A 21,259-nucleotide genomic window follows, 5' to 3' on the forward strand; every position below is an offset into this window, starting at 1 on the left:
AACATAACGAAAAAGGGAACAGTCATGCTGATTACTTTCAAATGCCGCGCCTGTCCGGACGTGATGATGCTGGAAAATCTCGCGCAGTATCTGGTCGGCATCGTCGGCAAGCGGCTGGGTGAGCGCGGCGTGATCACTCACGACGAAGCGGGGCCGGCTATCGAGAAGCTCGAGGCAGCCATTACCTTCGACAAACAGGAACGTGCCGAGCACGACGGCCACTTTCACGAAGGCGAAGACGGCCACGAGCATCACGAGATTCCGCCGGGACTCGCGCAGCGCGCGTATCCGTTCCTCGACATGCTGCGCGCGGCGCAGAAGGAAAACGCGGATATCGTCTGGGGTCTCTGATCCCACGTTGAACCGCCGTGCGCGGCGTTCGAAAGAGCCGCGGCACACGGCGGGGCGAAACCTTGCGCACCAATGAAAAGAGCCCGCTTAGTGCGGGCTCTTTGTCGTTCAGAGATCCAGACCGACCGGCGCTACCGAGCTGTTACTGGCTGGCGGCGTCCGCCGGCGCGGCTGCGGGAGCCGACGCACCTTTCTTCGCTTTCTGTTTCTTCGGCTTCTTGACGTGTTTCACCGTGGGCGGCGAATACGAACTGACCGAGCTCGAGCCGCCAGGCGCAGCGGGCTGGGCCAGCGCCGCGGTGGCGCCGAGAGCAAGCGAAACAGCGGTCAACAACAGCGTCAGCTTCTTCATACGATTTTCTCCGTTGACGATTGCAATTAGTAAGCCGACGCGTTTTGGCCGCGTCTGGCGGGGTCAAGCCGCCTCAGTCTACAAAGCCGAAAATTACGTTGCCGCAAATATTCAGTCTTTCAAGCCCGATATAGTGGGGTTCCCGCCACGCCCGACGGCTTACAGCAAAGGCGCCAAGGCCCGCTCCGCATCCGCTTTCGACAGCGACATGCGCTTTGCGTAGTCTTCCAGCTGGTCCTGGCCGATCTTGCCGACCGAGAAGTAAGTGCTGTCCGGATGCGCCAGATAGAAGCCGGAGACGCTCGCCGCCGGCAGCATGGCCAGCGATTCGGTCACGCTCATGCCGATTTCGGTGGCGTGCAGCACGTCGAACATATCGCGTTTAACGAGGTGATCCGGGCAAGCCGGATAGCCGGGCGCCGGCCGGATGCCGTGGTACTTTTCCGCGATCAGGTCTTCGTTGGAGAGCGTTTCGGCGTTCGCGTAGCCCCACAGGTCGCGCCGCACGCGCGCATGCAGCGCCTCGGCGAAGGCTTCGGCGAAACGGTCGGCGAGCGCTTTCAGCATGATCGCGCTGTAGTCGTCGTGATCCTTCTCGAACTGCTTTTCCTTCACGTCGACGCCCAGACCCGCCGTGACCGCGAACATGCCGATGTAGTCGGCCACGCCCGAGTCCTTCGGCGCGATGAAGTCGGCGAGCGACCGGTTCGGCCGCATCACGCCGTCCACCACCGGACGTACGCTCTGCTGACGCAGGTTGCGCCACGTGAGCGCGACTTCCGAGCGCGATTCGTCCGTGTAGATTTCGATGTCGTCGTCGTTCACCGTGTTGGCCGGCAGCAGCGCGATCACGCCGTTCGCTTGCAGCCAGCGGCCCTGGATCAGGCGCGCGAGCATCGACTTGCCGTCCGAGAACACGCGCCGCGCCGATTCGCCGACGATCTCATCGTTCAGAATGGCAGGATACGGGCCGGCCAGGTCCCACGTCTGGAAGAACGGAGCCCAGTCGATGTAGTTCGCCAGCTCGCTCAGATCGAAATTCTTGAACACGCGGCGGCCGATGAACTTCGGCTTGACCGGCTGATAACCCGCCCAGTCGACCTTAGTCTTGTTGGCGCGAGCTTCGGCCAACGTGACCATGGGCTGCGCTTTCTTGTTGGCGTGCTGAACGCGGATCCGCTCGTAATCGGATTTGAGTTCGTCGAGATACTTTGCCGCGCCTTCGTCGGACAGCAGGCTCGACGCCACGGAGACCGAGCGCGACGCGTCCGGCACATAGACCACCGGCCCTTCGTAATGCGGCGCAATCTTCACGGCAGTATGCACGCGCGAAGTGGTCGCGCCGCCGATCAAAAGCGGAATCTTCTTTACGCGGAAGTAGTCGTCGCGCTGCATTTCCGAGGCGACGTAGGCCATTTCTTCAAGGCTCGGCGTGATGAGCCCGGAGAGCCCGATGATGTCCGCGCCTTCGACCTTCGCCTTCGCGAGAATGTCGTTGCAGGAGACCATTACGCCCATGTTGACCACTTCGAAGTTATTGCACTGAAGCACCACCGAAACGATGTTCTTGCCGATATCGTGCACGTCGCCCTTCACCGTGGCGATGACGATCTTGCCCTTTGCGCGCACGTCGGCGCCGGCTTCGGCGAGCAGCTTCTTCTCTTCTTCGATGTACGGAATCAGATGCGCGACGGCCTGCTTCATCACGCGCGCCGACTTCACCACTTGCGGCAGGAACATCTTGCCCTGGCCGAACAGGTCGCCGACGATATTCATGCCGTCCATCAGCGGGCCTTCGATCACGTTGATCGGGCGGCCGCCATCGGCGGCGATCTTGGCGCGCACTTCTTCGGTGTCTTCGACGATGAAGTTGGTGATGCCATGCACGAGCGCGTGCGACAGACGCTTCTCGACCGGCTGGTTGCGCCACTCGAGGTTCTCTTCTTTCTTCGCGGCGCCGGTTTTGAACTTGTCGGCGATTTCGAGCAGACGGTCGGTGCCGTCTTCACGGCGGTTCAGCACGACGTCTTCCACGCGTTCGCGCAACTCCGGATCGAGGTCGGCATACACGCCGAGCTGGCCCGCGTTGACGATGCCCATGTCCATCCCCGCCTGGATCGCGTGATAGAGGAACACGGTGTGGATCGCTTCGCGAACCGGGTCGTTGCCGCGGAACGAGAACGACACGTTCGACACGCCGCCGCTCACTTTCGCGTACGGCAGATTCTCTTTGATCCAGCGCGTCGCGTTGATGAAATCGACCGCGTAGTTGTTGTGCTCTTCGATGCCGGTCGCGATCGCGAAGATGTTCGGATCGAAGATGATGTCTTCAGGCGGGAAGCCGACTTCGTTCACCAGGAAATCATACGAACGCTTGCAGATCTGCGTCTTGCGCTCGAAGGTATCGGCCTGGCCTTGTTCGTCGAAGGCCATCACCACGGCGGCCGCGCCATAGCGGCGAATCAGGTTCGCGTGGTGACGGAACGCTTCCTCGCCTTCCTTCAGCGAGATCGAGTTGACGATCGCCTTGCCCTGCACACACTTCAGGCCGGCTTCGATCACTTCCCATTTCGACGAGTCGATCATGATCGGCACGCGCGCAATATCCGGTTCCGACGCGATCAGATTCATGAAGCGCACCATCGCCGCTTTCGAATCGAGCATGGCTTCGTCCATGTTCACGTCGATGACCTGCGCGCCGTTTTCGACCTGCTGGCGCGCGACCGCGATCGCGTCGTCGAACTGGTCGTTCAGGATCATTCGCGCGAACGCCTTCGAGCCGGTCACGTTGGTGCGTTCACCGACGTTGATGAAAAGCGTCCCGGACGTGACGTTGAACGGCTCGAGGCCGGCAAGGCGCATGGTGTGATCGGTCATGGCGTATGTGCTCGATTGCTGCGATTAAGTGCGTCGTGTTCGATAGCGGAAGTGCGGCGGCGCCTGCTCAGCGAGGCGCCGCTCGACTCAGGCTGCGTCGCGGTATTGCGTCGGCCATTGGCGCGGTTTCACTTCGGCCAGCGCCTGGGCGATCGCCGCAATGTGCTCCGGCGTTGTGCCGCAGCAGCCGCCGGCAATATTCACCAGCCCAGCCTGCGCGAACTCCTTCAGCAAGCCTGAAGTATCCGCGGGCAGTTCATCAAAGCCCGTATCGCTCATCGGATTCGGCAAGCCCGCGTTCGGATAGCACGACACGTAGGTGTCGCACAGCTTGGCCAGTTCGGCGATATACGGCCGCATCAACGCCGCGCCCAACGCGCAGTTCAACCCGAATGTGAGCGGCTTTGCATGACGCAGCGAGTTCCAGAATGCTTCAACCGTCTGACCCGACAGAATGCGGCCCGACGCGTCCGTAACGGTGCCCGAGATCATGATCGGCAAACGCTCGCCGGTGTCTTCGAACAATTCGTCGAGCGCGAACAACGCGGCCTTTGCGTTGAGCGTGTCGAAAATGGTCTCGACGAGGAACAGATCGGCGCCGCCGTCGAGCAAAGCCTTGGCCTGCTCGTAGTAAGCAGCGCGCAGTTCGTCGAACGTCACGTTGCGCGCGCCTGGATCGTTCACGTCAGGGGAAATGCTCGCGGTCTTCGGCGTCGGTCCGATCGCGCCGGCGACGAAGCGCGGCTTGTCGGGCGTCGAATACTTGTCGCAGGCGGCGCGCGCCAGTTTCGCCGATTCGAGATTCATCTCGATGGCGAGGTCTTCCATGCCGTAGTCCGCCTGAGCGACGGTGGTTGCGCCGAACGTGTTGGTTTCGATGATGTCCGCGCCCGCCGCCAGATACTGCTCGTGAATCTCGCTGATGATCTGCGGCTGCGTAATCGACAGCAACTCGTTGTTGCCCTTGATGTCGCGCCCGTAGTCCTTGAAGCGTTCGCCGCGATAGCGGGCTTCGTCGAGCTTGTAGCGCTGGATCATCGTGCCCATTGCGCCGTCCAGGATCAGGATGCGCGACTTGAGCAGCGCGGGCAGCGCCGTGCCGCGCGTGTAGGCGGCGTCGGGGCGGACTGGCGTGGCGGTTTGAGCGGGCTGGTTCATGGCGGACGAGGGCTTGCGCCGGCTTTTTCGGGAAACCTGTCATTGTAGCCGCTGCCAGACAGATCCGCCCGGCGCGGGATGAGCAGCCGCCTCCGGCTGGCGAGGCGCACTGCATGAACAAGAGCGGGGACACAGCGTGACCGAGCTGCGTGACAAAGAAAACGGCCCAGCGAGGCAAAAGCCTGCTGGGCCACTTCATATTTGCCGACCGACTTGTAAAAGCCGCCTGCTAGCCCAGTTACGGGAGCGGACGGCGCGGTCGATGTATGTCGCCAAAAAACGCTAAGCCAGACCTCGCGGTTAGTGAAGAATCACCGGTTGATGCATCAGGCTGTCGAACTGGCCGAGGAATTCGTCTACTTCATCCAGCGACGGTTCCTCTTCGATCAGCTTCTGCACGTGCTCGCGAAAACGCGCCGCCATTGCTCCGTCGATATAGATCTCACGCTGCATGTTTTTGTCGACGATCTCGTAGCCGCCTGACTTCATGGCCAGCGGGCCTTCCTGCGGCGGAAACTCGACGACACAATAGTTGGGGCTGTTGTAGATCATTTGCATGGCGACACTCCTTATTTCCGTTGGCTCCTGGCCATTCCTGCGCCATAGGTGGAGCGTATGGTTTGGAATTCAAGGGGTGGGTCCGAATTGACGCACGTCAAAGTTCCGAACCTACCGGTTAGACCGGCCTTTCAAGAAACGTTTCAAGCAGGGCAGCAAAACGGTGAGATTGCTCGATGGGCGCGAGATGAGCGGCATCCAGCAGTTCGAAACGTGCGCCGTGGATGGCGTCTGCTATTGCCTGTGTAGAAGCAGGCGGCGTGCCCGTGTCGTGGCGGCCCGCCACGGTCAATGTTGGGCATCGGATTGCTCCCAGCTTACTGCGTACGTCGAAATCGCGCAGGGCTTCGCATGCCATGGCGTAGCCTTCTGACAACGTGTTGGTCAACACGTCGCGGATCTGCTCGACTGCTTCGGGGTGCGCGGCCTGGAAATCGGGGGTCAGCCAGCGGCTCAATGTCGCGGGCACGAGCGACGCCATCCCGTTGCGGCGGGCCGCCGCCGCACGCTGATCCCACGTGGCGCGGGCTTCCTGCGGCGTGCCGCCGCTGCTGTCGGCGATCGTCAAGGTATCGACGCGCGCGGGATGATCGAGTGCAAATTGCTGCGCGATCATGCCGCCCATCGACATGCCGACTAGATGCGTAGTGGGTGCGCCAAGCGCATCGAGCAGCGTGGCGAGATCGTGTGACAGATCGGCGATGCTAAACGGCGCGCCGGACGCGGCAGTCTTGCCGTGACCGCGCACGTCGTAGCGCAGCACGGTGTAGTCGTCGCGGAAATAGCCGGCGAGCTGGTCCCATACGGACAAATCGCCGCCGAGCTGATGGATAAACGTCAGCCAGGGGCCGCCGCCCTCGTTGCTCAGCACATAGCGCGTCTCGATACCGTTGATGTTCACTTGCATGCGGGCTCCTTTGAAGGGGAACGCAGTGGAAGGTCCATTCGCGCGCTGGGTGCCACTTGGCCACATGCTTACCGGGCTGATCTATATACGCAGCATAGGTGCGAACGGTTGCAGCAGGTGGTGCGAGTCAGCCTCGGCGCGGAAGTTTCGCCGATTGGATAGAACCCTGTTCGAGTTCGCGGATTCAGGGTTTGATGATGCCGGGCGTATTGCCGGAGTCGGTCGGATCGGCCGGTGCGGAGGGCGTGGCCTCGGGCATAGCTGCCGATGCGGCCGGAGCCGAAGGGCTGGTCGAATTGTCAGGAGAAGCGGTGGCCACGTCGCCAGTGCTGTTGGTAGCGCTGCCACCCGCATCTGCATTGAGCTTGCCGCGCCAAACCAGCTCGAATTGCGTGCCATTCGGCTCCGTCTGCACGATGCGCGCAGGCAGCCAGCCGAGCGACGGCGCGAGCCATACGTCGATGCGGCGCAAATCGCCGTCATGACGGGGCAGGCGTTTGAAATGACGTGTGTCGAGGAAACCTTGAGCCGTGCGGATGGTTTCATCGCCGATCGTCTCGACCGGCCAGTTCTCGCCGCTATCGTTATCGACCACGAAGAACTGGCGCGTCACGCCCGGCTTGTACGCGCCCGGATCGCCACGCACGAGGCTCGCAAGCTGCATCACCATGCTGAAACGGTCCTGCGCGCCGTCGGGCAACGGTAATGTGGACGGAGTGCGTGTGAAAGCGATCTTCTTGTCGGTGCGGTTAAAGATTGCAATGTCTTCCGCCCGGCGGCCGCGTTTTTCGATGTATTGGTCCGGCGCGAGACCGAAGGCGTCGATACGGCCATGGCTCGAATACACGAAGGTGCCGACAAAAGGCAGCGGCACGGAGACGATCATTTCGTAGCTTTGTGCGTTGCTGGTCCAGTGGATCGTGCCGGGCTGATTGCGCACGCCGTTGTAGAACGTGTCGTACTGCAGTTCGCCCGATGGCGGGACCGAGAATTTCACGCCCGGCGATGCTTGCGGCGCGCTCGCGGCAGCGGGCGCGCTGGCCGTGCCGGTGGCGCTAGCGGCGGCATTGGGTGCTGTGTTGGCGCTCGACGCTGCGCTCGGAGCGCTCGCGACGGCGTCCGATGCCGCAACAGCTGCCGCCGGCGCGGCTTGCTTTGCCGGCTGCAGGGCAGTCAGCACGTGTTCGCGCGGTTTGCTCGCCGCAGCGTGGCGCGCGGGCGTCGGTTCAGGCGCGGGCGCCGCGGCGGCGGCCGGTTTGCGCTCGATACGTTCGGGCGTCAGCAATGCGACTTGTACCGGCACATGCTCATTGTCGGAGGGATTGAGGTTCGCGCGATTGCGCTCGACCCATTGCGCGGCGATCCAGTGCAAAACGGCGACAATGAACAGCACCACGATCCAGCGCCACACGCGCAAACCGGTGCGCGGCCCGCTGGGCGGCGTGTGATCGGAACGGTGGGTGGCGGGGGCTGAGGACATCGGTCAGTGATTGTGTGCGGGCGCGAGGCTTTGGGATTGACGAGCGGAGCGTGCGAGCTGCGGTGAATACGACAAAGGCGCCAGGCCTTGGCGCCTGATGCGTTTATGGACGGGCAGCGAACCGATTTGACCTCATCGCCGCGAGCGATGTTCCGCGCCGACGAAAACACCTGCACGTTCAAGACCCGGAACAGAAAACGCAGCGCGGTGCCGCCATGCTTGCCGACTGAGTTCGTGTCAAACCCAGCAACGCGCCACTAAGCCAACGCGCCGCATCACGCCTATTCATCGCGTGGCGACGCACTATACCCCAGCTCATACGAGAGCTTTTCTGCGCATTCCCGCAATACCGTATCGATCTCGCCGCCCCAGCGAATATCGAACGCGCCTTCGTGACCGAGCGCGACGAGGCCGAGCGCGAGCTCGCCGGTCGAGTCGAACACCGGCATGCAAAACGCGTGAATGGTCGGCAGCAACATGCCTTCGACGCGCGCTGCCTGATGCGCCCGCACCTGCGCGAGGACCTGTTCGACTTCATCGCGCGTGCGCGGGCCGCCGATGTGCGACGAACGGCGCGAATCGGCCAGTTCACGTTCGAGCATCGCGGCGGTCTTACTCGACGGCAGATACGCGGCGAACAGCAGGCCGGTGGCGGAACTGAGCAACGGCATTACATCGCCGAGTTTGAGCGATGCTTTTGCCGGATAGCTCGATTCCATCCAATGCACCATGGTCGGCCCCTGATTGCCCCATACCGCAATGCCGACCGTGAGATCGAGCCGGTCGCGCAATTCGGAGAGCGCGATGCGCGCGAGTTTGACGCCGTCGACCCGAGCAAGCCGCGCGAGTCCCAGTTGCAGCGCGAATCCGCCCAACTCGTAACGGCCCGACAGCGGATCTTGCGACACCACACCGAGGCGCAGAAAACTCACCAGATAGCGATGCGCTTTCGCCGGACTCATGCCGGCACGTTGCGCGAGATCGCGCAGCATCATGGCGCGCGGTTCGCGGGTCAGCACATCAAGCAATTTGAAGCCGACTTCGATCGACTGGATGCCCGAGCGCAGCTTTTCCTCGCCGCCATCGACACTATCGCCGCCTTCTTCGTCGGGTTCGGTCGGGTCGAGCGGTTCAGCGGAGTCGGCGTCGGTGCGGATGGCGCCGGAGCGGGCAGTTGGAGGCATGAGCGAGGCGCACGCGGCGCAGTCAAAAAGTGACACACGGATGAGGCGGATCGCCGGCACTTGGGCCGGGCCGATTCACCATCGTAGAATAGATTCCTTCTATCGTCACTAACACGGTTCATTCCTCTATGAAACTTGCCACGCTGAAGGACGGCACGCGCGACGGCCAGCTGATCGTCGTGTCCCGCGACCTGCACACCGCGGCTGTCGCCGACGCGATCGCGCCCACGTTGCAGCGCGTGCTCGACGACTGGGCCTTCTACGCGCCGCAATTGCTCGATCTGTACGACGCGCTCAATCAGGGCCGCGCGCGCAACACCTTCCCGTTCGACGCCAAGGATTGCATGGCGCCGCTGCCGCGCGCGTTCCAATGGGCCGACGGCTCGTCGTATGTGAACCATGTCGAACTGGTGCGCCGCGCGCGCGGCGCGGAAATGCCGCCGGAATTCTGGACCGATCCGCTGATGTACCAAGGCGGCAGTGACGACTTCATCGGACCGAAAGACGACGTGCTATGCGCGTCCGAAGCATTCGGCATCGACTTCGAGGCGGAAGTCGCCGTGATCACCAGCGATGTGCCGATGGGCGCCACGCCCGACCAGGCGCTCAAGAGCGTGCGTCTGATCACGCTCGTCAACGACGTGTCGCTGCGCAATCTGATTCCCGCCGAACTCGCGAAAGGCTTCGGCTTTTTCCAGAGCAAGCCGGCCACGTCGTTCGCGCCGGTCGCGGTGACTCCCGACGAACTCGGCGAACACTGGCGCGAAGGCCGCGTGCATCGGCCGATGATCGTCCACTGGAACAACAAGAAGGTCGGCCAACCGGATGCCGGCACGGACATGGTGTTCCACTTCGGCCAGCTGATCGCGCACGCGGCGAAGACGCGCAATCTGCGCGCGGGCGCGATTGTCGGCTCGGGCACGGTGTCGAACAAGGACGCCAAGCGCGGCTATTGCTGTATCGCCGAGAAGCGCTGCCTCGAAACCATCGAGCACGGCGCGCCGCAGACCGAGTTCATGAAGTACGGCGATACGGTGAAGATCGAAATGTTCGACGAAGCGGGCAAGTCGATCTTCGGTTCGATCGACCAGGGCATTGCGCCGCTGGATTGACGCACCGCTGTTGTGCGGAACGAGGCATGTCGGCCCTACCCGCGTTCGCGTGCTTCGTTCGGATTCGAAAGGGTTTCGCCCGATGCCGCGTCGAGTGCGCGCGGCTACACTGACTGGCGCGACGGCATGGCCGGGGTGGCTGACTGCGGGTTCATCGCAGGACTGTCGCGAAGACGCGTGTGACGGCACGTGAGCAGGGCATAAGCCGGACATCGGCAGTACATCAAAACGAAAAACCGACGTGAGGAGACAGCATGCCGCGAATCGAATTCCTTGAACCTGAAACCCGGCGCGCTTGCGCGGCCGACCACTCGCGCCTGACGCCCTCGCGCGATCGCCTCGCGCGTCGTGCCGTTGCGCTATGCGCGGCGTTGGCGGGTGTATTGCCCGGCATCGCGTTGGCGCAGGTGAAAATCGGCCTGGTGTTGTCGCTCACCGGACCGGCCGCGTCGCTCGGCATTCCCGCGCGCGATACGGTTGCGCTGCTGCCCAAACAGATCGGCGGTCAGAGCGTCGAATACATCGTGCTCGACGATGCATCCGATACCACGCAGGCCGTGCAGGACACCAAGAAGCTGATCTCCGAGAATCACGTCGACGCGATCATCGGTTCGTCAATTACGCCGAATTCGTTGGCGATGATCGACGTGGTCGCCGAAGGTCAAACGCCGATGATCTCGCTGGCCTCGTCCGCGAAAATCATCGAGCCCGTGGATGCAAAACGCCACTGGGTGTTCAAGACGCCGCAAACGGACGCGATGATGGCGTCGGCGATTGCCGAACACGCGAGCCTGCACGGCGTCAAAACGATTGCCTTCATCGGCCAGGCCGACGCGCTCGGCGAGACCTTCTACACCGAGGTCGCGAAGTTCGCGCAGCTCCATCACATCGACATGGTGGCGAGCGAACGCTTCAATCGCACCGATCCGAGCGTGACCGGTCAGGTCCTCAAGATTCTCGCGACGCATCCCGACGCGGTGGTGGTCGGCGCGGCCGGCACGCCCGCCGCCTTGCCGCCGAAGACGCTCAGGGAACGCGGCTACAAAGGCCTGATCTATCACAATCACGGCGTCGGGAATAACGACTTCCTGCGCGTCTGCGGCGCCGACTGCAACGGCACCTTCCTGCCCGCGAGTCCGGTGCTGGTCGCCGCGCAATTGCCGGCGGATCATCCGGCCAAGCGGCTCGCGCTCGATTACATCGCGCGCTTCGAGGCGGTGCGCGGTGCGGGCAGCGTCTCGGCATTCGGCTCGTACACGTGGGACGCGGGCATGCTGCTCGGCAATGCCGTACCGATCGCGCTGAAAAGCGCCGCGCCGGGCACGCCGGAATTTCGCCGCGCGCTGCGCGATGCGCTCGAAGCGACACGCGGTCTCGCGGACACCAACGGCGTCGTCAACATGAGCGCCACGGATCACCTCGGGCTCGATCAACGGGCGCGGGTGATGGTCGAAATCAAGAATGCGAAGTGGGTTTATCAGCCGCGTTGAACGAACGCGGCACGGTTCAAACGAAACACCGATATACGGATTGCTCATCATGTCTCAGGCACCACACCGTAACGACGCGTTCTACGCGCACTACCAGTCGCTCCAGTTGCATCGCCATCCGCACGGCGTGCTCGAAGTCGTGATGAGCGGCGAGGGCGCCAACAAGAGCGCGCTCGCCACCGCCAACGCGCGCATGCACTTCGAACTCGCGGAGATCTGGCGCGACATCGACCGCGATCCCGACACGCGCGTGGCGATCATTCGCGGCGAAGGCAAGGGCTTTTCGGCCGGCGGCGACCTGCAACTCGTCGAAGACATGGCCACTGATTTCGACGTGCGCGCGCGAGTGTGGCGCGAGGCGCGCGATCTGGTCTACAACGTGATCAATTGCAGCAAGCCTGTTGTGTCGGCGATGCACGGACCGGCAGTCGGCGCGGGGCTCGTGGCGGGGCTCCTCGCCGACATTTCGATCGCGACGAAGACGGCGCGGATCATCGACGGCCATACGCGTCTGGGCGTGGCCGCCGGCGATCACGCGGCGATCGTCTGGCCGCTGCTGTGCGGGATGGCGAAAGCCAAGTACTACCTGATGCTATGCGAGCCGGTGAGCGGCGAGGAGGCTGAGCGCATCGGCCTCGTCTCGCTCGCCGTCGACGAAAACGATCTGCTGCCCAAAGCATTCGAAGTCGCGCAGAAGCTGGCCAACGGCTCGCAAACGGCGATTCGCTGGACCAAGTACGCGTTGAACAACTGGCTGCGCTCGGCGGGGCCTGCGTTCGATACGTCGCTCGCGCTGGAATTCATGGGCTTTGCCGGCCCCGATGTGCGAGAGGGCGTGAACTCGCTGCGTGAACGGCGCGCGCCGGATTTCGGCGGCGCCGACCCGTGGCGCGGTCAGCCGTCGAGTGGCGGCGCGACAGGCGGCGAGCGCTCCTGAGGCCGCCTCCCGCACGGTATGATCGAAACAAGACGCGCGCGGGACGGCGCCCCTTCCTTACCGCTTCTTCTTCAATTTACGCAGCGAGGCGACAACCATGACCGATACTTCTAACTCCACGCCGCCCTTTCCCGGCTTTCCTGGTTTCCCGCCCGCTGAAATGCTCGAACGCATGTGGGGCATGATGCGGCTGTCGCCGTTCGGCTCGGCTTTTTCGGGCGCGCAGCCAGCCGGCGGCGGCGGCCTCGGACCTTCGCTCTCGATGATGTCCGACATGATGGCGCCGCTCACCAACGTCGAGGAACTCGACAAGCGCATCACCGACATGCGGGCCGTCGAGCAATGGCTCAAGCTGAATCTGAGCATGCTGCAATCCGCGATTCAGGCGCTCGAAGTGCAGCGCGCGACGCTCGCGACATTGCGCGCGTTCGGCGCGTTCGCGCAGTCGTCGATGTCGCAACCCGCGGCGGAGTCGGCCGCGCCGAGTCCCGCGCCCGCCGCGAGAGGCTGGCCGCATCCGGCGGCGCCTGCCCCGGCGCCGCCGGATGCGGCGAGCGCCGCTTCGTCGGCTGAGGAATCGGCGGGTGGGGAAGAGGAGGCGTCGGCCACGCCGCCATTCGACGCATCCGCGTGGTGGAATCTGCTGCAATCGCAGTTCAACCAGATCGCCCAGTTCGCGATGACGCAACCGCCGGCCGCCGGTGCGGGCGCCGAGGCGTCCGATTTTGTCCCGGACGATGCGGCCGCTTCGGCAGCCGGCGGCGAGCCAGCGGCCGGCACGCCGCAGACGTCGGCGCGAGACGCGGACGCCGCGGAGTCAGAGGCCAAACGGACGGCGGCGAAGCGGGCGCCGGCGGCCACGAAGCGTACGAGCGGCGCCAGCGCCAGCCCGAAAGCCACGAAAAAGTCTATTTAAAGGCAGGAATGAAACGCGTGGCGCGGCGCGGGGATCGAAACCACACAGAAAGGCGAGTTGGCCGTCTGTCATGCTTTTGACCCCGATCGTCGGCCACACTCCGCGAATCGCACGATTTCTTGCGCACGGTCAGCCAGGCACCGGAATTGCGACTGTTACAGCGCGGGTTCGTTGAAGTCAGCGTGCTATCATTGTGTAAGCTTTATTTTGGCTTTTGGGCGCGCGCTGAAAACTACCAATCCAGCCGCCCTTGCTCCATTCGCCGCCGGCAACACCGGCGCAGGGCTGGACGGTGCGGTTTTCATCGCAAACTGGCTCGACCTCAGGCACAGGGTATCCCTCACCCACGGTTGGCCGCGCAGCGCGTAACGTAGGGTAGACGCGCGGGCGCAAACGCCTGGTCTTCTTTGCCGTCAGGTGCATCTGGGCGGCCGATTACCGCGTAAAATTGAATGCTTGGCCGGCAAACGGTGCACATTTAGGTGCGATCCGTTCGTCGTGGGCAAAAGTACTACACCGTAGTAGTGACAGACACACACAGTATGCGCAGAACAGGGGTGGGACTATGAACACCATGCTTTATCCGGAACTTTATAAATCGCTCGAATCCGTTCGATGGGACATGGAGAAAGACATTCCCTGGGACAAGTTCGATGCATCGCTATTGACCGACGAGCAGGCAGCGACGATCAAGATGAACGCGATCACCGAATGGTCGGCGTTGCCCGCCACGGAAATGTTTCTGCGTGACAACCATCACGACAGCGATTTCTCCGCGTTCATGAGCGTGTGGTTCTTCGAAGAACAGAAGCATTCGCTGGTGCTGATGGAATATCTGCGCCGCTTCAAACCGGAAATGTGCCCGACCGAAGAGGAACTGCACGCCGTGCGCTTCGAATTCGATCCGGCGCCGCCGCTCGAAACGCTGATGCTCCACTTCTGCGGCGAAATCCGCCTGAATCATTGGTATCGCCGGGCTGCCGAATGGCACACCGAGCCGGTCATCAAGCACATCTACGAAACCATCTCGCGCGACGAAGCGCGGCATGGCGGCGCGTATCTGCGCTACATGAAGAAGGCAATGGCGCAAACCGGCGACATCGCGCGGGCTGCGTTTGCGAAGATCGGTGTCCTGATGGCATCGGCGCGCCGCACGGAAAAACCGCTGCACCCCACCAACCTGCACGTGAATCAGGCGCTGTTCCCGCGCGACACGATTCAGTCGCGTCTGCCGGATCCGGAATGGCTCGAACGCTGGCTCGACGAACAGATCCGCTTCGACGACGGCTGGGAAAAGAAGGTGGTCGAGCGCATTCTGCACAATCTGTCCATTCTGTTCGAGCGCACGTTCACCACCGCGCAGGAACTGAACCGCTACCGCAAGGAAGTGGTGCTGCGTCTGCAAGCCGATCAGAAGTCGGCGGAACAACCGGCCTGAGGGTAGCGAGCATGTGACTCGGTTTGCGCCGCCGCGCGCTGCGAACCGGTTTGAAAAAGAACGGCCTGACGCCCTTATGTGCGCCAGGCCGTTTTGTTTCATGCGACCCATCGTGTATGGTGACGACACCTTCCTGTCCTTTCCGATTCCTCCATGGCTGCCATTTTTGAACGCAAGATTCTCACGCGCGATGCACTGGTGACGCTGCGTCCCTCGCTGAACGCGCCGGTTGTGTTTACCAACGGCGTGTTCGATATCCTGCATCGCGGGCACGTGACTTATCTCGCCGATGCCAAGGCTCTGGGCGCTTGCCTGATCGTCGGCGTGAATAGCGATGCGTCGGTGCGCATGCTCGGCAAAGGCGACGATCGGCCCATCAACAACGAGGCCGATCGCATGGCCTTGCTGGCGGCGCTGGAGAGCGTCGACTACGTGGTGTGCTTCGGCGAGAAGACGCCCGTCGAGTTGATTTCGGCGGTGCGGCCGGACGTGCTCGTAAAAGGCGGCGACTACGACATGGACGTGCTGCCCGAGTCGGCCATCGTGCGAAGCTGGGGCGGTAAAGCTTTGGCGATTCCCTTCGAGCATGACCGCTCGACTACCGCACTACTGAAGAAAGTTCGCACGCAGAGCTAGTGGTCGGCTGCGATGTGAGTCACTCACCGGCTTCGCGACTTGCATCGCATACGCCGCAAGATTGCGAGCGACTTACTGCGAAAGCGCGGACGCCGCGATCGGCGCCACCGGCGCCGGACCGCCCACAACGGCCTGATCGGCAGCTTCGGCGGCAGTGACCGGCTGCACCTTCAGCCATTCCTGATGAACCTGGCGATTCAGATGGTTGGGCTCGCGTCCGCCGGCTGTGGGCGTCGGGCCGAACACGCCGCGCACCGCGACGAATGCCAGCATATTGGCAAGAAACAATATGGCGATCAGCCAGCGCAGCATTGTTGGTTTTCCCCGTCCAGAAGTTGAGCCGCCGTTATGCCGTTGGCCGCGATTCAGTTGCCGCGTTCCAAGGCGCGCTCGGCAGCAATCAGCGCAAGACCGGACAGCACGAGCGAATCGTGGCGAGTATGCGGCACTTTGAGTGCGCTTGCCACTTCGTCCACGGCGCCGCCGCTGACCACGAGCCGCACCGGCACCCGCCACTCATCCTGCAGATCGCGCCACATCCGCTCGACCAGACCCGCTTGCGCCAACGTGCAGCCGGCGGACAACGAACGCGGCGTATCTGTCGCGAAGAACGGGCCGCTGCGAGTCGTATCGGCCGTGCTGCCGTCGAGCAGACCGCGAGCCGCGTGGGCGTCGAGCGTCGGCAATTGCGCCGTGTGCTCGCCCAGCGAGCGCATCATCAAGCTCCAGCCCGGCGCGATCAGACCGCCGACAAAGCAGCCGTCCGCGCGCAATGCTTCGAGCGTGGTCGCCGTGCCGAACGTCGCAATCAGCAGATGTTCGCCGGGGAACGCCGCGTGCGCGCCGATCATGCCGGCCCAGCGGTCGCTGCCGAGCGACTGCGGCGTGGTGTAGCTGTTGGTCACACCGCATTGCTGCGTGCAAGCGCGGATCGTGGTGAGCGGCAACCGCGGCCAGCGTGCGTCGAGCAAGGCGGCAATCCGCGCCGCGACGTTTTCACCCGCGACATTCGACAACCATGCGCGGCCGGGCGTCGGCAAGTTTGACCAGTCCGGCTGGTCCGAGCCGCCGTGGGCCAGCGCGCCGGCCGCGATCTGCGGACCGTCCGCCTGAACCAGCGCCCACTTGATACGGCTATTGCCCGCGTCGATCAGTAAATCAGGCGCGCCGCTCGTCATGCGGCACCGTCGGCCAGACGCAGCGAAACGTCGCCGGTCGCGACGGTCTCGCGGCCGGTGGCGGTGTCGAGCAGCAACTGGCCGCGCTCGTCGACGCCCGCCGCCACGCCGCGCATCTGTTCCAAGCCTTGTTCCAGCAACACCACTTCGCGGCCGGCGTAGGCGTGCACCGCGTTCCAGCGCGCCTGGAACGGCGCGAAACCTTCAGCGCCGAAGCGCTGCAAGGCCGGTTCGAGCGCGTTCAACTCGGCGGCGAGCGTGTCGGTGAGGTTGGCGTTGGGCAGCGCGCGCTGCAAGGCGGTCGGCGCGGTACCGCGCGCCTGCGGCGGCACGCCGGCGTTCAATGCGCCGACTTTGGCCGCGAGTTCGTCCGCGCCCTTCACGTTGGTGCCGATGCCGATCACCACCGCGCTGGCGTCGTCGGTGCTCCACGCGGTTTCGATCAGGATGCCGGCCAGCTTGTCGCCTTCGAGCAGGACGTCGTTCGGCCACTTCAGCGCGATCTGGCCGGGGCCGGCGACCGGCAGCGAGCGCAGCCCGTCGACCAAGGCGACGCCCACCGCGAGGCTCAGGCCCGCGAGCCCTTCGAGCGGACGCGGCAGCACGCACGCCACCGAAAACAGCAGCGCATTGCCCGGCTCCGCATACCACGGACGGCCACGGCGGCCACGCCCGGCGGTTTGCAGATACGCGACCCGCACGATCGGCCGCGGCAGCGCGCCGGCCTTGCGCGGCAGCGCTTTGACGCGCGTCATCAGGTCGGCGTTGGTCGAGCCGGTTTCCTCGACGATTTCGATCGGCCAGTCGTGCGCGTGCGGGCCGAACAGCGCGACGGCGCGCTCGCGGTCGATGCGCCAGTCGCCTTGGGGGGGAGTCTTGGACGTGTTCATGATTCATATTGTAGCGACAGCGAACCCGTTGAGCCCGCGCGCACGGTTCCCGCGCCGCGCCTTCGTTACAATGGCCGCTAATCCGATAACCAGATTCAACGATCCTTGAACTACGACACTCCGCCCGGCCTGGAAGTCGCGGCAGGCAGCCAAGGCAAGATCGTCCGGCTCTCGGGCCAGTGGACGGCGCTCGCGCTCGCGCGCGACAGGGCCACTGGGCACGTGATCCCGCTGTTGCGGTCGCTCGTCGGCGCCGAAGGCATCGGTCATTGGGATCTGTCGCGTATCGACCGGATGGACCACGTCGGCGGCCAGGCGCTATGGCGCGTGTGGGGCCACAAGATGCCCCCGGACACCGAGCTCACTGATACGCAGCGCGACATTTTCGAGCGCATCGCCTTGCTCGACACCGTGCGCGAAAAGGCCGAGCCGGTGATCAGGTTCGATCCGCTCACGCGGCTCGGGCTCGCGATCTTCTCGTTCTTCGAGCATCTGTATGGCGGCGTGGCGATGCTCGGGCGCGTCGTGCTCGATCTGCTGGCAATCGCACGCAAACCGAAAATCACGCCGTGGACCGAGATCTCCGCGAACATCTATAACGCGGGCACCAAAGCCATGCCGATCACCGCGCTGGTCGCGTTCCTGATCGGCATCGTGCTCAGTTATCTGTCCGCGCAGCAGCTGCGGCTTTTTGGCGCAAACCAGTACATCGTCAATATCCTGGGGCTTTCGGTGATTCGCGAACTCGGGCCGGTGCTCGCCGCGATTCTGGTGGCTGGCCGCTCGGGTTCGGCGATCACCGCGCAGATCGGCGTGATGCGCGTGACCGAGGAACTCGATGCCATGCGTGTGATGGGCATCCCGCACGGCCTGCGGCTGATTCTGCCGCGCGTGATCGCGCTCGGCGTGGCGATGCCGCTGCTCGTCATGTGGACCAACATCATCGCGCTGACGGGCGGCGCGCTCGCCGCGAAGATCGCGCTCGGCATCGACATGAACTATTTCGCGCGGGCTTTGCCGAGCGTAGTGCCGGTCGCCAATCTGTGGATCGGGCTGGGCAAGGGCGTCGCGTTCGGCATGCTGATCGCGATCGTCGGCTGTCATTTCGGTTTCCGTATCAAGGCCAATTCGCAGAGTCTCGGCGAAGGCACGACGACCTCGGTGGTGACCTCGATTACCATCGTGATTCTCGCGGACGCCGTGTTCGCGATCCTCTTCCAGAACGTGGGGCTCGGATGATCGCGCCACTCACTCAGGCCGTGCGCGGCCAACCCGTACCCTCGATCGCCGAGCCGGTGATCGAAGTGATCGACGTGACCAAGCGCTACGGGCGCAACATCGTGCACCAGCATCTGAATCTGGACGTGCGGCGCGGCGAGATCGTGTCGATCGTGGGCGGCTCGGGGTCCGGCAAGACCACGCTGGTGCGGCAGATTCTCGGGCTGGAGCGTCCTTCGTCGGGCACCATCAAACTGTTCGGCGAGGACCTCGCGACCATCTCGCCAGAAACCGCGCTGCTGATGCGCAGCCGCTCCGGCATGCTGTTTCAGCGCGGCGCGCTGTTCTCGTCGCTGTCGGTGTTCGACAACATCGCGCAGCCGGTGCGCGAACTCGGCAAGGTGCCCGAAGATCTGTTGCGCGACATCGTGATGCTCAAGCTTGAGATGGTCGGCCTGCCGTGCAAGCACGCGTCGAAAATGCCGTCGGCGCTGTCGGGCGGCATGATCAAACGCGTGGGCATTGCGCGCGCGATCGCGCTCGAACCCGAGCTGCTGTTTCTCGACGAACCCACCGCCGGGCTCGATCCGCAGGCGTCGGATGAATTTGTCGAGCTGATCTCCGCGCTGCATCGCGCGCTCGGCCTGACAGTGGTGATGGTTACGCACGATCTCGACACGATGATCGCGTTGTCCACCCGCGTCGCCGTGCTGGCGGATCGCAAGGTGCTTGTCGCCGCGCCGGTTGAAGAGGCGGCGGGGGTCGATCATCCTTTCATCCGCGAATATTTCCTCGGCCTGCGCGGGCGCCGCGCGTTGCAGGCGCTGCCGCCGGAGCGCCGCGCGAAGCTGCCGCGGGCGGCGCTCGAGCCGGCATCGTCCGAATTGCCGCTGTGAACCAGGGAACCTGACAATGGAAAACAAATCACATGCCTTCTGGGCCGGGCTCTTCACGATCGTTTTGCTGGTGGCTATCGCGCTGGCGGCTTTTTTGTTCAATGTCGACCGTTCCGTGCGGGTGCCGTACGATCTGATCGCGCGCACCAACGTGACGGGCCTGTTCACCGACGCCGCGGTGCGCTATCGCGGGCTCGACGTCGGCAAGGTGCAGTCCATCAAGTTCGATCCGGCTCATCCGGGGCAGATTCTGATTCGCATCCTCGTCGATACGCACGCGCCGATTACCCATTCGACGTTCGGCAGCCTGGGTTTTCAGGGCGTCACGGGGATCGCTTTCATCCAGCTGGATGACAATGGGCGCGATCCGACGCCGCTGGCGTCGTCGGCCAGACAGGTGGCGCAGTTGCCGATGCGCCCCGGCTTGCTTGATCAACTGCAGCAACGCGGCGACGTGCTGTTGCGCAAACTCGAAAAAGTCGCGGACGACGTCGACCATTTGCTGTCGCCGGAAATGGCCGCGCAGTTGCAAGGCACGGCCGCAAGCCTGCAGCAAGCCGCCGACGGCGTGGCCACGCTGACGCAGAAAATAACGCCAGCCGCCGGGATGCTGCCCGGCACGATCAACCAGCTGGATCGCACGCTGGCGTCTACCAACCAGTTGATCTCCAGCCTGAACCGGCCGAACGGCCCGTTCGAGACCAACCTGAACAAGGTCGGCACGGCCGCGCAGCAGGCCGGCGACGCGCTGGTGTCGATCAACGGCGCCGTGCAGGAACTGTCGTCGCGGGTCGGCTACGACACCTTGCCGCGCGTCAATTCGCTCGCTGAAGACGTGCGCTCCGCAGCCCGCTCAGTGGACCGCGCCGCCGATACGTTCAGCACCAGCCCGCGCAGCGTGCTGTTCGGCGCGCCGGGCGCGGCGCCCGGCCCGGGCGAAGCGGGCTTCAAATGGCCCGCCGGGCGCGCTGCGCAATGAGTTGAAGCAATGAGGTTGAAGCAATGATTTTGAAGGTTTGAAGAAAGGAAGATTGTCATGTCACGCTCGATTCACAGATTTCTGCCCACGAGCGCCGCGCTGGCGGTGCTGCTCGCATTCGGCATGCTCGCCGCGGGCTGCGCCGGCACACCGGCGGCGCTCTCGGACATCCGCTATGACTTCGGCCCGCCGAGTCCGGCAGCGTCCGCAGGCACATCGCCGGCTGTGAAGGTGCTCGATGTGAGCGCGCCCGACATGCTCGAGTCGGACAAGCTGATGTACCGCCTGAGTTACGCCGACGCGCAGCAGACCGCTGCATACGCGAACAGCCACTGGACCATGACGCCTTCGCAATTGCTGACCCAGCGTCTGCGTGGCGCGCTCAGTTCGCGCGGCACGGTGCTGACGGGCGCCGACGGCGTCGCCGCGCCGGTGCTGAAGGTCGATCTGAGCGAGTTCGAACAGGTCTTCGACAGCCAGTCCGAAAGTCACGCCGCGGTCACCGCGCGCGCCACTCTCACGCAAAGCGGCAAGGTGCTCAGCCAGCGCACGTTCATCGCGCGGGCGCCGTCCAGGTCGGCGGACGCGGCCGGCGGCGCGCAAGCGCTCGCCACCGCCAGCGACGATCTGGTCGCGCAGATCGGCGCGTGGCTCGGCGTGCAGGCGCTGGTCGCCGCGCAATGACCGGCTTGCAGCGCACAC

At 63.9% G+C, this 21,259-nt stretch carries 21 protein-coding genes; 11 read left to right on the plus strand and 10 right to left on the minus strand.

Annotated elements, in window-relative coordinates:
* Positions 1-24: 24 nt before the first annotated feature.
* The gene (locus PQR54_RS02505) at positions 25-351 is read left to right on the plus strand and encodes a DUF1840 domain-containing protein (protein WP_121306771.1); all 327 of its coding nucleotides are present in this window, start codon (positions 25-27) and stop codon (positions 349-351) included.
* 142 nt (positions 352-493) lie between these two features.
* Here the strand turns inward: PQR54_RS02505 and PQR54_RS02510 are convergent, their stop codons facing one another.
* The 7 genes from PQR54_RS02510 to PQR54_RS02540 form a co-directional block, all read right to left on the minus strand.
* Positions 494-703 carry a hypothetical protein gene (locus tag PQR54_RS02510; protein WP_012431543.1) on the minus strand — a complete coding sequence of 70 codons (210 nt, stop codon included), beginning with the start codon at positions 701-703 and terminating at the stop codon, positions 494-496.
* Positions 704-862: 159 nt separating this feature from the next.
* Entirely contained in the window at positions 863-3,580 is a 2,718-nt protein-coding gene (gene metH / locus PQR54_RS02515) for a methionine synthase (RefSeq protein WP_408243933.1), read from the minus strand.
* A gap of 87 nt (positions 3,581-3,667) precedes the next feature.
* On the minus strand, positions 3,668-4,738 hold the full coding sequence (locus PQR54_RS02520; RefSeq protein WP_091796928.1) for a homocysteine S-methyltransferase family protein: 1,071 nt from the start codon (positions 4,736-4,738) through the stop codon (positions 3,668-3,670).
* A 300-nt stretch (positions 4,739-5,038) separates the two neighbouring features.
* Positions 5,039-5,296: a BTH_I0359 family protein gene (locus PQR54_RS02525; RefSeq protein WP_007179533.1), complete on the minus strand. Its 258-nt coding sequence runs from the start codon at positions 5,294-5,296 to the stop codon at positions 5,039-5,041.
* A gap of 118 nt (positions 5,297-5,414) precedes the next feature.
* Positions 5,415-6,203: an alpha/beta fold hydrolase gene (locus tag PQR54_RS02530; RefSeq protein ID WP_408243934.1), complete on the minus strand. Its 789-nt coding sequence runs from the start codon at positions 6,201-6,203 to the stop codon at positions 5,415-5,417.
* 184 nt (positions 6,204-6,387) lie between these two features.
* Positions 6,388-7,683, minus strand: a complete 1,296-nt coding sequence (locus tag PQR54_RS02535; RefSeq protein ID WP_408243935.1) for a DUF3108 domain-containing protein — start codon at positions 7,681-7,683, stop codon at positions 6,388-6,390.
* Positions 7,684-7,964: 281 nt separating this feature from the next.
* Positions 7,965-8,867, minus strand: coding sequence for an IclR family transcriptional regulator (locus tag PQR54_RS02540; RefSeq protein WP_408243936.1), 903 nt, complete (start codon positions 8,865-8,867; stop codon positions 7,965-7,967).
* A gap of 128 nt (positions 8,868-8,995) precedes the next feature.
* Between PQR54_RS02540 and PQR54_RS02545 the strand changes: the two genes are divergently transcribed.
* From PQR54_RS02545 to rfaE2, 6 genes are all read left to right on the plus strand, one after another.
* Positions 8,996-9,979 carry a fumarylacetoacetate hydrolase family protein gene (locus PQR54_RS02545; RefSeq protein WP_408243937.1) on the plus strand — a complete coding sequence of 328 codons (984 nt, stop codon included), beginning with the start codon at positions 8,996-8,998 and terminating at the stop codon, positions 9,977-9,979.
* A gap of 254 nt (positions 9,980-10,233) precedes the next feature.
* Positions 10,234-11,469, plus strand: a complete 1,236-nt coding sequence (locus PQR54_RS02550) for an ABC transporter substrate-binding protein (RefSeq protein WP_408243938.1) — start codon at positions 10,234-10,236, stop codon at positions 11,467-11,469.
* A 49-nt stretch (positions 11,470-11,518) separates the two neighbouring features.
* On the plus strand, positions 11,519-12,406 hold the full coding sequence (locus PQR54_RS02555; RefSeq protein ID WP_408243939.1) for an enoyl-CoA hydratase/isomerase family protein: 888 nt from the start codon (positions 11,519-11,521) through the stop codon (positions 12,404-12,406).
* Positions 12,407-12,503: 97 nt separating this feature from the next.
* Positions 12,504-13,322, plus strand: a complete 819-nt coding sequence (locus PQR54_RS02560; protein ID WP_408243940.1) for a PhaM family polyhydroxyalkanoate granule multifunctional regulatory protein — start codon at positions 12,504-12,506, stop codon at positions 13,320-13,322.
* Positions 13,323-13,887: 565 nt separating this feature from the next.
* On the plus strand, positions 13,888-14,760 hold the full coding sequence (locus PQR54_RS02565) for a ferritin family protein (protein ID WP_408243941.1): 873 nt from the start codon (positions 13,888-13,890) through the stop codon (positions 14,758-14,760).
* Between the two features lie 153 nt (positions 14,761-14,913).
* Positions 14,914-15,396 carry a D-glycero-beta-D-manno-heptose 1-phosphate adenylyltransferase gene (gene rfaE2 / locus PQR54_RS02570; RefSeq protein WP_106302300.1) on the plus strand — a complete coding sequence of 161 codons (483 nt, stop codon included), beginning with the start codon at positions 14,914-14,916 and terminating at the stop codon, positions 15,394-15,396.
* 72 nt (positions 15,397-15,468) lie between these two features.
* Here rfaE2 and PQR54_RS02575 read toward each other — a convergent pair whose 3' ends face one another.
* Genes PQR54_RS02575 through PQR54_RS02585 form a run of 3 tightly spaced genes read right to left on the minus strand, consistent with a single transcriptional unit; the run spans position 15,469 to position 17,464 of the window.
* Positions 15,469-15,708: a hypothetical protein gene (locus tag PQR54_RS02575; protein ID WP_106282276.1), complete on the minus strand. Its 240-nt coding sequence runs from the start codon at positions 15,706-15,708 to the stop codon at positions 15,469-15,471.
* Between the two features lie 53 nt (positions 15,709-15,761).
* Positions 15,762-16,574: a type III pantothenate kinase gene (locus PQR54_RS02580; RefSeq protein WP_408243942.1), complete on the minus strand. Its 813-nt coding sequence runs from the start codon at positions 16,572-16,574 to the stop codon at positions 15,762-15,764.
* On the minus strand, positions 16,571-17,464 hold the full coding sequence (locus PQR54_RS02585; RefSeq protein WP_408243943.1) for a biotin--[acetyl-CoA-carboxylase] ligase: 894 nt from the start codon (positions 17,462-17,464) through the stop codon (positions 16,571-16,573). The genes PQR54_RS02580 and PQR54_RS02585 overlap by 4 nt, the downstream gene beginning before the upstream one ends.
* Before the next feature lie 105 nt (positions 17,465-17,569).
* On the opposite strand from PQR54_RS02585, the gene PQR54_RS02590 reads away from it, so the two are divergent.
* The 4 genes from PQR54_RS02590 to PQR54_RS02605 are packed head-to-tail and all read left to right on the plus strand — an operon-like array spanning position 17,570 to position 21,241.
* The gene (locus tag PQR54_RS02590; RefSeq protein WP_408243944.1) at positions 17,570-18,703 is read left to right on the plus strand and encodes an MlaE family ABC transporter permease; all 1,134 of its coding nucleotides are present in this window, start codon (positions 17,570-17,572) and stop codon (positions 18,701-18,703) included.
* Entirely contained in the window at positions 18,700-19,578 is an 879-nt protein-coding gene (locus PQR54_RS02595; protein WP_408243945.1) for an ABC transporter ATP-binding protein, read from the plus strand. Before PQR54_RS02590 ends, PQR54_RS02595 begins: the two co-directional genes overlap by 4 nt.
* Before the next feature lie 16 nt (positions 19,579-19,594).
* The gene (locus PQR54_RS02600; RefSeq protein ID WP_408243946.1) at positions 19,595-20,557 is read left to right on the plus strand and encodes an MlaD family protein; all 963 of its coding nucleotides are present in this window, start codon (positions 19,595-19,597) and stop codon (positions 20,555-20,557) included.
* A gap of 57 nt (positions 20,558-20,614) precedes the next feature.
* Complete coding sequence (locus tag PQR54_RS02605; protein ID WP_408243947.1) at positions 20,615-21,241, plus strand: ABC-type transport auxiliary lipoprotein family protein; 627 nt, start codon at positions 20,615-20,617, stop codon at positions 21,239-21,241.
* Positions 21,242-21,259: the final 18 nt, after the last annotated feature.

This window comes from Paraburkholderia phytofirmans, assembly GCF_046028095.1.
GTDB classification, from domain to species: Bacteria; Pseudomonadota; Gammaproteobacteria; order Burkholderiales; family Burkholderiaceae; genus Paraburkholderia; species Paraburkholderia phytofirmans_A.